This is a genomic window from Haloplanus sp. GCM10025708, from assembly GCF_042663985.1.
In the GTDB taxonomy this organism is placed as follows: Archaea; Halobacteriota; Halobacteria; order Halobacteriales; family Haloferacaceae; genus Salinirarus; species Salinirarus marinus.
The window spans coordinates 2,485,152-2,500,170 of the sequence record NZ_JBHSZA010000011.1 but is presented as its reverse complement, the minus strand read 5'-3'; the positions used below and the strand labels follow the sequence as shown (position 1 = coordinate 2,500,170).

At 69.2% G+C, this 15,019-nt stretch carries 14 protein-coding genes and 4 pseudogenes; 6 read left to right on the top strand and 12 right to left on the bottom strand.

Annotation, left to right across the window (positions count from 1 at the left end; all coding sequences use genetic code 11):
* Positions 1–31: 31 nt before the first annotated feature.
* The 4 genes and pseudogenes from ACFQJD_RS17090 to ACFQJD_RS17075 form a co-directional block, all read right to left on the bottom strand.
* Positions 32–2,199: pseudogene (locus ACFQJD_RS17090) on the bottom strand ((Fe-S)-binding protein).
* Between the two features lie 91 nt (positions 2,200–2,290).
* Positions 2,291–2,995 (bottom strand): energy-coupling factor transporter transmembrane component T family protein, encoded by a 705-nt coding sequence (locus tag ACFQJD_RS17085; RefSeq protein WP_379799809.1) that lies wholly within the window; start codon positions 2,993–2,995, stop codon positions 2,291–2,293.
* Positions 2,992–3,693 carry an energy-coupling factor ABC transporter ATP-binding protein gene (locus ACFQJD_RS17080; protein WP_379799807.1) on the bottom strand — a complete coding sequence of 234 codons (702 nt, stop codon included), beginning with the start codon at positions 3,691–3,693 and terminating at the stop codon, positions 2,992–2,994. Before ACFQJD_RS17080 ends, ACFQJD_RS17085 begins: the two co-directional genes overlap by 4 nt.
* Positions 3,690–4,115, bottom strand: a complete 426-nt coding sequence (locus tag ACFQJD_RS17075; RefSeq protein WP_379799805.1) for a biotin transporter BioY — start codon at positions 4,113–4,115, stop codon at positions 3,690–3,692. The genes ACFQJD_RS17080 and ACFQJD_RS17075 overlap by 4 nt, the downstream gene beginning before the upstream one ends.
* Before the next feature lie 282 nt (positions 4,116–4,397).
* On the opposite strand from ACFQJD_RS17075, the gene ACFQJD_RS17070 reads away from it, so the two are divergent.
* Together ACFQJD_RS17070 and ACFQJD_RS17065 are read left to right on the top strand one after the other, a co-directional pair.
* A complete protein-coding gene (locus ACFQJD_RS17070) occupies positions 4,398–4,997 on the top strand; it encodes a conditioned medium-induced protein 4 (protein WP_379799803.1) in 600 nt (199 codons plus the stop codon).
* 59 nt (positions 4,998–5,056) lie between these two features.
* Entirely contained in the window at positions 5,057–6,139 is a 1,083-nt protein-coding gene (locus tag ACFQJD_RS17065; RefSeq protein ID WP_379799801.1) for a DNA primase, read from the top strand.
* On the opposite strand, the gene ACFQJD_RS17060 is transcribed toward ACFQJD_RS17065, so the two are convergent.
* On the bottom strand, positions 6,136–6,333 hold the full coding sequence (locus ACFQJD_RS17060) for a DUF7472 family protein (RefSeq protein WP_379799799.1): 198 nt from the start codon (positions 6,331–6,333) through the stop codon (positions 6,136–6,138). The genes ACFQJD_RS17065 and ACFQJD_RS17060 overlap by 4 nt on opposite strands.
* Before the next feature lie 149 nt (positions 6,334–6,482).
* On the opposite strand from ACFQJD_RS17060, the gene ACFQJD_RS17055 reads away from it, so the two are divergent.
* Positions 6,483–7,130: an SWIM zinc finger family protein gene (locus ACFQJD_RS17055; RefSeq protein WP_379799797.1), complete on the top strand. Its 648-nt coding sequence runs from the start codon at positions 6,483–6,485 to the stop codon at positions 7,128–7,130.
* Positions 7,131–7,171: 41 nt separating this feature from the next.
* Here the strand turns inward: ACFQJD_RS17055 and sugE are convergent, their stop codons facing one another.
* From sugE to ACFQJD_RS17035, 4 genes and pseudogenes are all read right to left on the bottom strand, one after another.
* A complete protein-coding gene (sugE, locus tag ACFQJD_RS17050; protein WP_379799795.1) occupies positions 7,172–7,495 on the bottom strand; it encodes a quaternary ammonium compound efflux SMR transporter SugE in 324 nt (107 codons plus the stop codon).
* 60 nt (positions 7,496–7,555) lie between these two features.
* Positions 7,556–7,975, bottom strand: a complete 420-nt coding sequence (hjc, locus tag ACFQJD_RS17045) for a Holliday junction resolvase Hjc (RefSeq protein ID WP_379799793.1) — start codon at positions 7,973–7,975, stop codon at positions 7,556–7,558.
* Positions 7,976–8,050: 75 nt separating this feature from the next.
* Positions 8,051–9,321 (bottom strand): annotated as a pseudogene (locus ACFQJD_RS17040) (adenosylhomocysteinase).
* Between the two features lie 52 nt (positions 9,322–9,373).
* Positions 9,374–10,665: pseudogene (locus ACFQJD_RS17035) on the bottom strand (amidohydrolase).
* Positions 10,666–11,236: 571 nt separating this feature from the next.
* Here ACFQJD_RS17035 and ACFQJD_RS17030 point away from each other — a divergent pair.
* From ACFQJD_RS17030 to ACFQJD_RS17020, 3 genes and pseudogenes are all read left to right on the top strand, one after another.
* Positions 11,237–11,749 (top strand): winged helix-turn-helix transcriptional regulator, encoded by a 513-nt coding sequence (locus ACFQJD_RS17030; protein ID WP_379799791.1) that lies wholly within the window; start codon positions 11,237–11,239, stop codon positions 11,747–11,749.
* A gap of 88 nt (positions 11,750–11,837) precedes the next feature.
* Positions 11,838–12,682: pseudogene (gene hisG / locus ACFQJD_RS17025) on the top strand (ATP phosphoribosyltransferase).
* Positions 12,683–12,741: 59 nt separating this feature from the next.
* On the top strand, positions 12,742–12,942 hold the full coding sequence (locus ACFQJD_RS17020; protein WP_379799789.1) for a hypothetical protein: 201 nt from the start codon (positions 12,742–12,744) through the stop codon (positions 12,940–12,942).
* 3 nt (positions 12,943–12,945) lie between these two features.
* Here ACFQJD_RS17020 and ACFQJD_RS17015 read toward each other — a convergent pair whose 3' ends face one another.
* The 3 genes from ACFQJD_RS17015 to ACFQJD_RS17005 are packed head-to-tail and all read right to left on the bottom strand — an operon-like array spanning position 12,946 to position 14,956.
* The gene (locus tag ACFQJD_RS17015; protein WP_379799787.1) at positions 12,946–13,926 is read right to left on the bottom strand and encodes a CPBP family intramembrane glutamic endopeptidase; all 981 of its coding nucleotides are present in this window, start codon (positions 13,924–13,926) and stop codon (positions 12,946–12,948) included.
* 57 nt (positions 13,927–13,983) lie between these two features.
* Entirely contained in the window at positions 13,984–14,352 is a 369-nt protein-coding gene (locus tag ACFQJD_RS17010) for a DUF7473 family protein (RefSeq protein ID WP_379799785.1), read from the bottom strand.
* Positions 14,353–14,395: 43 nt separating this feature from the next.
* Positions 14,396–14,956 carry a TATA-box-binding protein gene (locus ACFQJD_RS17005; RefSeq protein WP_379799783.1) on the bottom strand — a complete coding sequence of 187 codons (561 nt, stop codon included), beginning with the start codon at positions 14,954–14,956 and terminating at the stop codon, positions 14,396–14,398.
* Between the last annotated feature and the right edge of the window lie 63 nt (positions 14,957–15,019).

The following is a 15,019-nucleotide window of genomic DNA, read 5'->3' as shown; positions in this document are numbered from 1 at the left end:
GCAGCGGTTCGCGTCGACGCCGACGCGCCGATCAGTCCGCCGTCGCACTCGCTGCCGACGCGCCCGAGTCGAATGCGTCGCGCGCCTCCAGCGCCTCGACCAGCAGTTCCGTCAGGTCGACGATTTCGATGTCGTCCTCGTAGCCGCCGGTCTTGCGGCCGTCCTCGTACATCGTCACGCACATCGGGCAGGCGACGACGAACTTCTCCACCGCCCGGCCGGCGTCCGTGTCCTCGAGCGCTTCACGCAGGCGCTCCTCGGAGGGTTTGGTCTCCTCCTCGTGTTCCGTCCAGAGGCCACCGCCACCGCCGCCACAGCAGAAACTGTCCGAACGGTTTCGCGGCATCTCGTGGAGGTCCGCGCCCGTCGCGCGAACGAGTTCGCGGGGGCCTCGAAGACGTCGTTGTACCGGCCGAGGTGACAGGGGTCGTGGTAGGTGACGGTGTAGTCGAGTTCCGTCCCGTCGAGGGGGAGTCGCCCCGACCGGACGAGGTCCTCGACGACCTGCGTGTAGTGGCGGACGTCCACCGCCCCGCTCTCGTTCCAGTGGCCCTCGACGTCGAACTCCATCATCGGGTCGTCGGCGAACTCCGCGAAGTCGACCTCCGGATACTCGTTTTTGAACGTGTTGAACGAGTGGGGGTCGGTACAGACGATGTTCTCGAACTCGCAGTCCTCGAAGGAGTCGACGTGGTGGCCCGCGAGTTCGACGTAGAGGAACTCCTCGCCGAGGCGGCGGACGTCGTTGCCGTCGTACTTCTCGTCGTCGAAGAGGATGCCGAAACTCACGTCCGCCGCCTCGAAGATGCGGGCGAGCGATCGGGCGACTTTCTTGTTCCGGTCGTCGTAACTCGGGTAGTCGCCGACGTACCAGAGATACTCCACTTTCTCCTCTCGGGCGTCGGTCAGGTCGAAGTCGAGTTCGTCGGCCCAGTCGGCCCGCGCGCGCTGGGACTCGCCGAAGGTGTTGCCCTTCTGCATCACGTCGCGGAAGACGTCCTGGACGTTCGAATCGACGTCGCCCTGGTCGGTGAGTTGGCGGTTGAGCCGCGTGAAGGACTTGAGGTGCTCGATGTCGACGGGACAGGCGTCCATGCAGGCCATGCAGGCCATACAGGATTCCATCGTTTCGGCGTCGACGACGGAGGTGCCGCCGTCCGCGACGATGGACACCTCCTCGCCGCCGGCGTCCAGATTCTCCCGATAGGTCTTCAGATCGAGGATGACGTCACGGGGATCGAGCGGGCGGCCCGACGCCTTGGCCGGACAGGCGGCGGAACACCGCCCGCACTTGGTGCAGGCGTCCTGGTCGAGCAGTTCCTTCCACGAGAAGTGGTCGATTTCCTCGGCTCCGGTTTCGGCGTCGAGGGCGGCGGGGACGCCGGGGAGGCGCTTGCCGGCGTTCTCGTCGCGGGCGACGAGGTTGGCGAAGGAGGAAATCATGTGGAACGGCTTGGCGCGGGGGACGAGCGCGACGAAGCCGAGCGCGAGGAGGGCGTGCGACCACCACGCGAACGGGTAGGCGGCCTCGGCGGCCGCGGCACTCATCCCGGCGGCGTCGTAGACGAGGGCGAGGAAGTAGCCGACGAAACTCACCGTCTCGAACTCGGGGAAGCCGGTGCCGACGATGCGCAGGCCCTCGACGACGTAGCCACCGACGCCGAGGAGAAAGAGCGTCCAGACGAAGGCGTCGTCCTCGACGGAGGTGTGTCGCCCCCAGAGGCGGTCGGTGCGGGCGGCGTAGCGGCGGTAGATGGCCATCCCGACGCCGACGACGAACAGGAGACCGAGGGCGTCCATCACGAGCGAGTAGGCGAGATAGAAGTCGCCGACGAAGAAGGACTGGCCGGTGATCCGGCGGTAGATGTCCATGTCGATGGCGAGGATGGTCGTCCCGATGAGTAGGGTGAGAAAGCCCCAGAGGACGAACGCGTGCATCAGACCGGCGTAGAAGTCGCGGTCGAACTGTTTCTCGTTGGTGGCGACGAGCTTGGCCGCCGTGACGACGCGTCCGGGGAAATCGTCGAAACGGTCGAACCAGTCGTCGCTCCCGCGGGCGTAGCGCGCGAAGCGGTCGTAAACGCCGTGGAGGAAGACGAGGATGGCCACGGCGGCGAGGTAGTAGAAGGCCGCCTCGCCGACGTGTCCGATGGTCCAGAACGTCTCCCGCGTGACGGCGGCCGTCTGGAGCAGCGGCATACGAGTAGAGGGGGCGAGATAGCTGTTAAATGTTCCCACAACGCGGCTGACGTCGGCCGCGGCGTGTCAGCCGGACCCAGTGACGCCCGGCTCAGAGAACCGCCGATGCGACGAGGACGGCGGCGAGAGCGAACGCCGGTGGGTCACGCCGGGAGAACGAGAGGGGCGGGAGCGTCGGATTCCACGCGAAACAGCGGGCCTGCAGGGCGAGCGCGAACCGGTCGGAGCGGAGAAAGGCGCGCCGGAGCCCCGTCGTCGCGACCAGGCGGATTCGCTCGACGGTCGAGCGCTCGCCCCCGAGGCGGGCGTTCGTCGCGTCGCGGATCGAGGAGAGGTCGGCCCGGAGAAGCGGAAGCAGTCGGAGGACGAACCCGACGCCGGCCCCGAGGACGACGCCGACGCGCCCCGGGACGAGGCGCTGGATGGCCGCCCGCGAGTCGCGGGCGGTCGTCGTCCGGACGTAGGCGGTGGAGACGAGGAGGAGGAGGACGACCCGGTAGCTCGCGAGGGCGGGGAAGACGGCGTCGCCGGGGACGAACCACGGCGGGCCGAGCGTCGCGCCCTCGACCAGCGGCGCGGCGACGAGGAAGGGGGCGAACGCGCGGTATTCGCGGAGCGTCGGGAGGAGCGGCGTCGCCGAGGCGGCGAGGATGCCGAGCGCGAGCACGGTGAGCGCCGCCAGCCCGACGGGCGTGGTGTGGGCGAAGGCGGCGGCGGCGAAGGCGGCCTGGACGGCGAGTTTCGTCCGCGGGTCGAGTCGGTGGGAGAGCGAGTCGCCGGGGACGTAGCCGATCATGCCGACGGCGGGCGGACGCCGAGGTCGGCGAGTTCGTCGGGGGCCGGATCGGCGGCATCGAGGGCGATGCGGCCGTCACGCAGGACGACCACGCGGTCGGCGAGCGCGGAGACGTCCCGCAGGTCGTGAGTGACGACGACGACGCTGACGCCCGACTCGTGGAGGTCGGCGAGTCGGTCGAGGACGGCCCGGCGCGCCGGCCAGTCGAGGCCCGTGAACGGTTCGTCGAGGACGAGGTGGTCGGGGTCCATCGCCAGCGCGCCCGCGATGGCGACGCGTTCGCGCTCCCCGCCGGAGAGGTCGGCGATGCGGTCGGACTCGCGGCCCGCCATCCGCACGGCGTCGAGGGCGTCGGCCACACGGCGGTCGATTTCGGCGCGGTCGAGGCCGAGGTTCTCCGGGCCGAAGGCGACGTCGGCCCCGACGGTGGCCGCGACGAAGCCGTCGCGGGGGTCCTGAAACACCATCCCGACGCCGGCGCGGGCGGCGACGACGTCCGACTCGACGGGCGTGCCGTTGATCAGCACCGCCCCCGAGTCGGGAGAGAGGAGGCCGTTGAAGTGGCGGACCAGGGTCGTCTTGCCCGATCCGTTGGGGCCAGCGAGACAGCAGAACTGGCCGTCGGGGACGGAGAGCGAGACGTCGTCGACGGCCGTCGTCTCGCCGTAGCGGTGGGTCAGGTTTCTGACCTCGATCATCGCGCCACGAGGGCGTCGCTCCGGACGACGGCGACGGTCGCCGCCACCTTCAGCGACGCCACCGGGAGGAACGGGAGGACGACGGTCGCCACGGCCGAGACGACGCCGACGCCCTGATTGACCGAGAAGCCGAGCGCGCCGACGGCGTAGATGACGGCGGAGCCGACGACCATCGCGGTGACGAGACGCGGCACGCTCACGTCGGCGGGCGCACGCAGATCCGAGACGCCGTGGACGACCAGTCCGGTAGCGGCGGCGGCGAGGGGGAAACTGACGAGGAAACCGCCCGTGGGTCCAAGGACGACGCCGAGCCCGCTCGCGCCGCCGGCGAAGACGGGCAGACCGACGAGGCCGGCGAGGAGATACAGCGTGAAGGAGACGCCGGCCCAGAGCGGTCCGAGGACGACGCCGGCGAGAAACACCCACAGCGTCTGGAGGGTGATCGGGACGTTCGGCGCGAGGGTGTGTCATCGACACGGGCGCGGTCGCGCTCGTCACCGCGGCGAACACCGCCGCCCGCGCGACGTTTTTCGTGGCCTCGTCGCCGACCAGTTCCACCGGTTCCGTCGTCGTTGCCATGCTCCTTCATCCTCGTAAACCACTTTCAAATCTTCGGTTTACGGAGTGTGTGGGTCGGTAGCGCGGACCAGGTGATTAGGCCCCCGATGGATATATATCCCCCACGGCGTGGTGTGTAAGCCACTATGAACGAAAAGACGGAGGAACTACGGAGCATCTTCCTCGACGCGACCGGCGAGGAGACGGTGACCGAGCGACAGGAGGAGACTCACGGGTCGCTCGCAGAGGACGAATCGGAGAACGAACGGCGCGTCCGCGAACTCGTCGCGACGATGCGCGACCGGTACGACTTCGAGACGTCGCTGGACGACGACGACCTCTACCGGATCGTTCGCGGCTTCTACGACGACGAGGACGACGAGACCATCGCGGTGGCCGTCGACGCCACGGCGGAGGAGGTGTTCGTCGCCCGGATGGACCTCCATCTGGTCCGTGACGCCGACCGGGGCGTGCCTGTCGAGTTCGACCGGCTCCGGGATCGCGTCGTCGCGGGGGCGTCCGACGCCAACGTCGCCGCCGACCTCGGCGTCGACGAGTCGACGGTTGCGCGGGCCCGACGGGTGATCGAGGCCGAACAGGAGGCCACGCGGGCGAACGACCGCTTTCGCGACGAGTTCGCCGAACACCTGACCGACTCGGACCTCTCGGCCCGGCTCGCTCGCGACGCCCGCGAGGACGGCCTCGAAGACGCCACCGAGGACATCGAGACGAACGTCTCCTTCTGACGCCGGGTCGCTCGCTGAATCCGTCGGGCTTATCCTGTCGGCCCCGTATCGGCTACCACATGCGTCCCGACCCGCATCACGCCCGCTATCCGTTCTTCACGGCGGCCCGGGAGGCGGTCCAGGCGGCGGCCATCGACCCGCCGCAGCTCGTCGCCGAGGACCACCCGGCCGTCGAACGCGGGAGCGAGCGGGTCGAACGCGCCCTCCTCTCGGGCACCGTCGCCTCCGAGACGCCCGACCGGTGGCGCGCGCGAGACGAGTTGCTCTCCTACCCCGTCGCGCGCGTCCTCGTCTCCCTCGTCGACTCGCCCGCCGCCGTCGAGAAGTACGCCGCGGCCGAGGCAGCGACGGCCGTCGAGCGCTTCCGCGAGGACTTCGAACGCGGCGGCGACGGCCTCAGGAGCGTCTCGACGCCGCGCGTCGACCTCGACGACGTCCTCCGGGAGTTCGGCCTCGACGCCGCCGTCGACCGGGAGACGGCCGATCGGGCAGGCGACGAGCGGGTCCGCGTCGACGTGGACGCCTACCTCCGCCTCTCGAATCCCGACTGGGGCGATCGCTGGCGACTGGTGAACCGGGAACTCGCCGCCGGCCGGGTCAGGCTCGAACGCGGCGACCTCTACCGACTGCTCGAAGCGGCCGTCCGCCGGTGCGTCGTCGAGGGACTGCCCTTCGACGTCCGCGCGAGCGCCAGCGGCGAGGCCCTCGCGGACGCCCTCGAAGACGAGGTGGCGACGCTCCGTGACCTCCTCTCGGAGCGCGACGCGCCGCCGGCCCGCGACGTCGACACCGTCGCGCCCGCACAGTTCCCGCCCTGCGTCCGCGCTCTCGTCGAACGCGCCCGCGAGGGCGACCTCCCGGCGCACTCGGCGTTCTCGCTCACGGCGTTTCTGACGGCCATCGGGATGGATGCCGACGGCGTCGCGGCGTTCTGTGACCTCGATCCGGAGACGGTCGAGTACCGGGTCGCGGTGCTCGAGGACGGCGACGACGTGCAGTATCCGCCGCCGTCGTGTGAGACGATGGACGCGTACGGCGACTGCGTGAACCGAGACGAGCGTTGCGAGACGGTGTCGAATCCGCTGGCGTACTACGCAGCGGCGCTGGACGACGCCGAGGCGGTCGAAGAGTACGACACTTAATCCGAGAGGAGGAGGCCGACGCCGGCCATCACGAGGACGAACAGGCCGATGCTGCCGGCGAGAGCCAGTCCGCCGGTCGCGCCGAGTCCCTGGTGGTTGTACGTCACGCCGATGCCGAGGATGAGAGCGACGTACACGCCCACGGCGGCGGTAGAGACGACGATTTTCTTCGCCATCCCCTCTTCGAGTTCCATGGCCGGCCGTATCGGCGGACGTAGCAAAAGAGCTTCGATGCGAGAGCGTCGCCGTAATCCGCCGAATTTCGATCATTCGGCGGGTGAGACGAAGGTTTAGGTGTTTCCGCCACGTAGGTTTGCCAACGGAAAATCCGTCCCCGACAGCCATGACACACACGAACCACGGAGTCGTCTCGCCGCCCGCGACGCGGGAGAAGACGACGCTCCCGAGCGACGACTTCACCGGACGGGCGCGACGCGCCCGCACCGATCCGATGGCGGTCCGCCCGCTCCGCGACGGCCGGTACGTCGTCGAGACGGACCGCGGCACCTACGTCGTCGACCTCGACGCACGGACCTGCACGTGTCCGGACCACGCCATCCGCGGCACCCGGTGTAAACACCTCCGCCGGGTCGCCATTGAGGTGTCCGCCGGGCGCGTCCCGCCGCCGAGCGAACGCACCGCAGTCTGTGCTGTCTGTGGCGGCGCGACGTTCGTCCCGATGGACGAGACGGGCCCTCACCTCTGTTCGCGCCACGCCGTCGTCCCCGGCGACCTCGTTCGCGACCGGGAGACGGGCGGCCTCCTCGTCGTCGTCGACGAGACCGGACTGCGCGCCGACGAGGCGCGGACCGGAGAGGGGAGACTCGTCGCCGACTACGACACCAACGACGGCTACGGCGACCACGAACCCGTCTTCGAGGCGGTCTATCTCGACTCGTTCGATCCGGACGACCCCGGCCAGTCGACGCAGTACCGCTTCCCCGCGTCGCGGCTCAAACCGGTCGTCGACGACGGGACGACGGTCGCATGAGACGCGACGTGCTGCGCACGGAATCCGCCGGCAGCAGTCGCTCAGTGACCACCGGACACGAAGTGAAGCCCGACGATACCGACGACGATGACGCCGATGAACGAGAGTCGAGCGAGGGTGGCCGGTTCGTCGAAGAGGACGATTCCGAGCAGAGCGGTCCCGACGGCTCCGATGCCAGTCCAGACGGCGTACGCCGTCCCCACGGGAAGGCCCTTCACGGCCTGCGCCAGAAGTGCCATACTGACGACGAGGGCGACGACCGTTCCGAGCGTGGGCAGCGGTTTCGAGAGCCCGTCCGAGTATTCGAGCCCGATTGCCCAGCCGATTTCGAACAGCCCGGCGACGACCAAGAGATACCACGACATCACGGTGTCGTAGTTCCTCGGGCGGGCTATAGATACCGGATCGGGACGAGGCGACGTCCGCTACAGGTCGTCTAAGGTCGTCCGCGTCGAGTTGCCGACGAGTTCGTCGAAGTCCGTCCCCTCCGCGAGCGCCGTCTCCTTTTTGACGCGGTAGTTGCCGCCGTCGGTCACGTAGAGATCCCCCGGATGGAAGAAATACCAGTCCTCACGGTCGAAGCGGACGGCGATGCGGGCGTTCGCGCCGAAGTTCTGCGCGAAGTAGACGAGCGCTTCGACCTCCTCGCCGGAGAGGTAGATGGGGTCGCCGGCGCTCGATTTCGCCTCGATGGCGTAGAAGTCGTCGCCGTCGCCGGCGAGGACGTCGGGGAGTTCGCGGTCGGTCGCACTGCCGCTCGCCGGCGCGCGCATGACCGCGAATCCGGCCTCGTCGAGGCGGTTGACGAGTTCGCGTTCCCGCCGGTCTCCTTTCGCGTTCGACATTCGTTCGCCCTCGGCGTTCCGATCCTATAAATGGGGCGACGCGACGGCGGCCGGCGTGCTGCAAGGCGGCGTCCGCTACGTTCCGTGCGACCAGCTATCCATGTAATCTATCTGGGCGTCGGTCAGGTCGTCGGTGGCGATGCCCTCTGCGTCGAGTTTCACCTCGGCCACCTCCCGGTCGAGTTCGTCGGGCACCTCGTGGACGCCGGATTCGTACGCCGTCTCGACGAGTTCGCGGACGCAGACGGCCTGAACGCCGAAGCTCTGGTCCATCACCTCGACGGGGTGACCCATCGAGAGGGGGCCCGCGAGGTTGACCAGTCTCCCCTCGGCGAGGACGTGTAGCCGGCGGCCGTCTTCGAGTTCGTACTCCTCGATCCCGTCCCGGACTTCGCGGCGGTCGACGGTGTCGTCGGCCAGCTGTTCGAGGTTGATTTCGACGTCGAAGTGGCCGGCGTTGGCCAGGAGCGCGCCGTCTTGCATCTTCGCGAAATCGTCGCGCGTGATGACGTCGCGGTTGCCCGTCGTCGTGACGAATATATCCCCTTCGGCGGCCGCCTCGTTCATCGGCTTCACGTCGTACCCCTCCATGTGGGCTTCGAGGGCGCGACGGGGGTCGACTTCGGTGACGACGACGTCAGCGTTCATGCCGGCGGCCTTCTTGGCGACGCCGCGGCCGCAGTAGCCGTAGCCGGCGACGACGACGGTCTTGCCGGCGATAGAGAGGTTCGTCGTCATCGCGATGTTCGACATCGCGGACTCGCCGGTGCCGTGGACGTTGTCGAACAGGCGCTTCATCGGCGTGTCGTTGACGGCGAACATCGGGTAGTCGAGCGCGCCGTCCTCGTCCATCGAACGCAGGCGGTGGACGCCGGTGGTCGTCTCCTCGCAGCCGCCCAAAATGTCGGGGACGAGGTCCTCGTGGAGTTCGTGGATGCGGGTGACCAGGTCGGCCCCGTCGTCGACGGTGATCGTCGGTTCGTGGGCGATGGTGGCCTCGATGGCGTCGTAGTAGGCGTCGGTGTCGACGCCGCGCCGGGCGTACGACGTGACGCCATCGACGGCGTCAAGGGCGGCGCTCACGTCGTCCTGGGTCGAGAGGGGTTACAGCCGGCGATGGCGACGTCCGCGCCGCCGGCGGCGAGAAGTTCCGCGAGCACCGCCGTCTTCGCCTCGACGTGCATCGCCATGGCGACGGTCTCGCCCTCGAGCGGTCGGTTCGCCTCGAACGACTCCCGGAGGGACCGCAGGATGGGCATGTGCTGGCGCGCCCAGTCCATCTTGCGCTGTCCCTCCGTGCGGGCCGTCTCGGGGTCGTCGAGACGGTCCGTAATTGGTGCGGTCATATCCGCTCTTTCGTCAGGGGGCGGAAAACCCTACCGGACCGTGGCGCGCCCGTCAGCCCTCAGCGCGGGCCAACAGGTCGCGGGCCTGTGCTCGCGCCCGGTCGATCACCGCGCGTTCGTCCATCGTCCGGACCTCGCGGTCGCGCATGAGGACGCGCCCGTCACAGACGGTGTGGCGCACGTCGGACCCGCGGGCGGCGTAGACGAGGTGGCTCACCAGGTCGTGGGCGGGCGTCAGGTGCGGCGCGTCGAGGTCGAGAACGGCCAGGTCCGCGTTCGCGCCGGCCTCGATTCGACCGCTGTCGACGCCCAAGATCTCGGCTCCGCCCCGCGTCGCCATCCGCACCACGTCGGGGGCGGCGACGGCGCTGGCGTCGTCGGCCCCGAGTTTGCCGACCATGGCGGCGTCGCGCATCTCGTCGAACAGGTCGAGGTCGTTGTTCGAGGCGGCCCCGTCCGTCCCCAGGCCGACGGCCACGCCCGCGTCGAGCAGTCGCTGGACCGGCGCGATGCCGGAGGCGAGTTTCATGTTCGACGCCGGGCAGTGGACGACGCCCGTGCCCGTCTCCGCGAGGAGGTCGATCTCCGCGTCGTCGAGGTGGACGCCGTGAGCGAGGAAGTCCTCCGAACCGCACATCCCGAGGTCGTGGGCGTATTTCAGGGGCGTTCGCCGCGTTCCTCGACGATCGGATCGACTTCGTCGACGGTCTCGTTGGCGTGATAGTGGACGGGAACGCCCTCGTCGGCGGCGCGGTCCGCCGCGAGAGCGAGGAGGTCCTCGGTGACGGTCGTGAGACTGTGGGGCATGACGGCAGTGGAGACGCGGCCGCCCGCCGCGCCGTCGAATCGGGCGGCCATCTCGACGCTCGTCTCCACGTCGGCGCGGGCCTCCTCGTCGTCCTTGCCCGCGGCGATCGCGCCGTGGCCGACGAGCGCGCGCGTCCCTGACTCCTCGACGACGGAGACGAGCTGGTCGATCTCGAAGTACATGTCCGCGAAGGCGGTGGTGCCCGAGCGGATCATCTCCAGGACGGCGAGTTCGGCACCGACGCGGATGTCCTCGGGCGTCAGCGCCGCCTCGACGGGCCAGATCTCCTCGCGGAGCCACGTCTCCAAGGGTTCGTCGTCGGCGTAGCCACGCAGGAGCGTCATCGAGGCGTGCGTGTGGGCGTTCACCAGCCCCGGAATCACGAGGCCGCCGCTCGCGTCGAGCGTCGCCGCGCCCGAGAGATCCGGGGCGACCTCGAGAACGTCGCCCGTCTCGCGGTCCACCAGCACGTCCGCCGCCTCGACGGCGAGGGACGGGCGGAGGACGCGACCGCCGCGGATACAGAGCGTGTCCATACTCGACACAGCGGCGTGGGCGACAATAGCGTGTCGACTGTCGACGGCGGCAGCGGGGTCGACGAGAGCGACGCCCGCGCCTGGTTCGATTCGCGAACGAGGGGCGAGAGCGAGAGGATGATGTACGGCGAGCACGAAGCCGTCCGTATGAGCCTCGCCCCGGGGGTACTCGTACCCGGACACGTCTCGGGCGCGAACGTGCCGCTGACGCTCACGCTCGCCGTCGCGGGACTCGCCTCGATGGTCCTCGTCACCGCCGGTATCGTCGCCCTCGTGCGACGGCGGTCGACCTCCTACCTGCTCGTCGCCGGAGCCCTCGTCCTCCTGTTCGGCCGCACCGTGATGGCCGCCCTCGCCCTCAACGGAACGATCCCCGACGGCGACCACCACCTCGTCGAACACGGCCTCGACGTCGCCATGACCTCGCTGGTGTTCGGAGCGGTTTACTTCGCCCGCCGGGCCGAAGCCGACGGGAGCGACAGCGCCACCGATCGCGATGCGAAGGCGAACACCGCCGCCGATGGCGGTGGCCACCGTAACGACCCCGTCGCCGGCGACGGGGTGAGAGCGGATGAGCGAGACGCGAACCCGGGTGGCGAACTACGTCGCCGACTACCCGGGCGTCCACTTCAACGAACTCGTTCGCTCGCTCGACCTCGCTCCCGGGCAGGTCCAGCACCACATCCGCCGACTCGTCGACGCCGACGCGGTGGTCCGCGAGGAGATCTACGGCCAGACCCACTACTACCCGCCGGAGTTCGACGCGTGGGAACGCGGCGCGCTGGCGCTGTTCCGCCGCGAGACGACGCGGGACGTCCTCGGTTACTTGCTGGAACACGGCGACTCGAACCCGTCGGAAGTGGTTGACGCCGTCGGCATCGCCCGGAGCACGCTGGAGTGGCATCTCGGTCACCTCACCGAACGCGACGTCGTCCGCAAGGAGCGGGACCTCCGCAACCGGGTGACGCTCACCCTCGCGCGCCCCGAGGCGACCGCCCGCCTCCTCGACGCCGTCTCGCCGTCCCTCCCCGAGCGGTTCGTGGACCGCTTCACCCGCCTCGTGGACACGTTCCTCGAAGGCTGAGCCACGAGCGCCCGCCCCGGCGTCGGGCGGGAGCGGCGACGCCACCCCCGAGCGAAAGGCAGTTCCCCGGCGGGCGTGAGATGGAGGTATGCGCATCGCCGTTCCCAACAAGGGACGCCTCCACGACCCCTCGCTGGACCTGCTCGAACGCGCCGGGCTCCACCTCGAAAACGGCGCGGATCGGAAGCTCTACGCCGACACCGTCGACCCGGACGTGACCGTGCTGTTCGCCCGCGCCGCCGACATCCCCGAGTACGTCCGCGACGGCGCGGCGGCCGTCGGCATCACCGGCCTCGATCAGGTGCGCGAGTCCGGCCACGACCTCGTGGACCTGCTCGACCTCGAATTCGGTCGCTGCCGGCTCGTTCTCGCCGCCCCGGAGGACGGCGACATCGACGACCCCGAGGACGTCGCCGGCCGCACCGTCGCCACGGAGTTCCCGAACGTCACGCGCGCCTACTTCGCGGAACGCGGCATCGACGCCGAGGTCGTCGAAGTGACGGGCGCGACCGAGTTGACGCCCCACGTCGACATGGCCGACGCCATCGTCGACATCACCTCGACGGGGACGACGCTCCGGATGAACCGACTCGCCGTCGTCGACGAGGTGCTGTCGAGTTCGGTGCGCCTGTTCGCCCACCCCGACGCCGCCGGCGACGAGAAGGTCCAGCAACTGCTCACGGCCTTCCGGTCCGTCCTCGCGGCGGAGGACAAGCGGTATCTGATGATGAACGCCCCCGCGACCGACTCGACGACGTGCGCGACGTCATTCCCGGCCTCGGCGGGCCGACGGTGATGGACGTCGCCGGCGGCGAGGACGTCGCCGTCCACGTCGTCGTCGACGAGCGCGACGTGTTCGCGACCATCAACGACCTGAAAGGCGTCGGCGCGAGCGACATCCTCGTGACGGAGATCGAGCGCCTGGTGGAGTGACCGTCCAGCGGGGACACCAGTGATTGAAACCGATAGCGCCGGAACTGTCGGTGCCGACGATGGTGAGTCCCCAGAGCGTCGTCACCGGCGGCTTCATACTGCTGGTGAGCGCACCGCTACTGCTGTTCCCCCGGAAGTCGGCGCGAATCAGATATCGGCACGCACGGAATCCCGAGCCGACCGAGAAGGGCGTCAGAGAAGCCCGCCTCACGGGCGGCGTCATCTTCCTCACTGGAGTGTTCGTCCTCCTGTACTACTGAGACTCACCGGGAGTCCCGTCGCAGATCGGGCGACGTCACGTCCGGATGGACGCGCAGGCGGCCGTACCGGTAGCGCGCCCACGCGGCGATGGCGACAGCGCCGAGACAGACGGCGGCGACGCCGAGCAGTCCCGCTTCGGGGCCGAACTGCCCGCCCGTGAGCACGGCCGGGCCGCGCTGTTCGACGGCGACGACGGTCACGTCCACGCCGATGCCGCTGACGGGGAAGCCGTAGACGCCGCCCTGGACGAGGTTCCACGTGACGTGCAACCCGACGGGGATGGCGATCTCGCCCGTGAGGACGTAGCCGAGCGCGAGCATCACGCCGGCGAGGGTGACGGCGAGCGAGCTCACGAGCGTGGCGTTCGGGTTGTTGGCGTGGGCGAGGCCGAACAGGGCGGACGAGAGACAGACGGCGACGGCGACGGCGGCGCGGTCGCCGACGTAGCCGGCCAACCCCTCGGCGGCGTTCGTCAGGACGTAGCCGCGCGCGAGCAGTTCCTCGTAGACGCCGACGAACAGGAAGACGACGGTGAGGCCGAGAAAGCGGGCGAGGAAGCCGTCGCGCGGGCGGAGCGTGCCGGTGACGCGCACCCACCCCGCCGCGAGTTCGACCAGAAAGACGAGCGTCAGCAGGGCAGCGCCGAGAGCGAGGCCGAACGCGAAGTCGACCCACCAGTCCCGATCGAGGGAGACGCCCAGATCCGAGAGGCGACGGTTGTCGACGAACCGGCCGGCGACGACGACGGCGGCGACGACGCTGCCGGCGACGACGCCCATGCCGAACACGGAGACGGCGACGTCCGCGAGGGCGGGCCTCGCCGCCGCGGCGACGGCGTCGTGGAGGCGGTTCACGACTCCGACGACGCCGACGCCGACACCGACGCCCACGCTGAGGGAGAGAACGAGAACCACGAGGAGGGCGACGCGCCAGAACGCGCGGGGGCGACGCTCGTCGGCGTTCCAGAGGATGCGAGCGAGCATAGACGATGGTGCGACGGCGAGGCCTTTATCGTATCGCCGGACGCGACGGCGCGTCGGCTACGACGGCGCGGAGAGAGCGAGGAGGTAGAGGCTGACCAGCACCGACCCGAGGAGGACGCTGACGACGGCGTGGATGAGAGTGACGTAGGCGGTCATCCGCCGCGACTCGCCGTAGAGATAGCCGATGAGCGCGCCGTCGGCGGTGAGGGCGACGGCGATGGCGAGATACGGATGCACGTCGAACGCCGTGGAGACGACGGCGATGGCCGCCGGCACGGGACCGACGACGAACGCCTTCCGCACGGGGACGTCGCCGAGGACGTTGCGCGCGGCGAGGTGTGCAGTAATGGAGAGAAAGAGGGCGAGCAGCGCGGCCGTGCCGGCGACGGCGAGAGGCGTGTTCGACGCGGTCTGCAGGACGACCATACGGGGAGTTAGCGGCAAAGGGTATGTGCGCTCCGAAATCGCGTCAGTCCAGCAGGCCGAGTTCGTCGAGGCGGGTGACGATGACGTCGACGGCTTCCTCCGCGTCTTCGGGTTTCTTGCCGCCGGTGATGACGAGCTTGCCCGACCCGAACAGGAGGGCGACCACGTTCGGTTCGTCGAGGCGGTAGACGAGGCCGGGGAACTGCTCGGGCTCGTACTCGATGTTCTCGAGACCGAGGCCGATGGCGATGGCGTTCAGGTTGAGATTCCGCCCCAGGTCGGCGCTGGTGACGATGTTCTGGACGACGATGTCCGGGTCCTCGTCGACGTCGATGTGGAGATCGCGGAGTTTGTCGAAGACGATGTGGAGGCTCTCGTGGACGTCGTCGGTCGATTTCGCGCCGGTACAGACGATTTTGCCGGAGCGGAAGATGAGGGCGGCCGATTTCGGGTCTTGCGTCCGGTAAACCAGGCCCGGGAACTGTTCGGGGTCGTAATCCGCGCCTTCGAGGTCCATCGCGACGCTCTGGAGGTCGAGTTCCTGTCCGATGCCCGTCGAGGCGACCACGTTCTCGATGTTTATGGTTTCCTTTGGGTCGGTCATGCGACGATTTAAAGGATGTATTTAAGGTTTAAAAAGGTTGGTGCGAGACACTGACACGTCTAT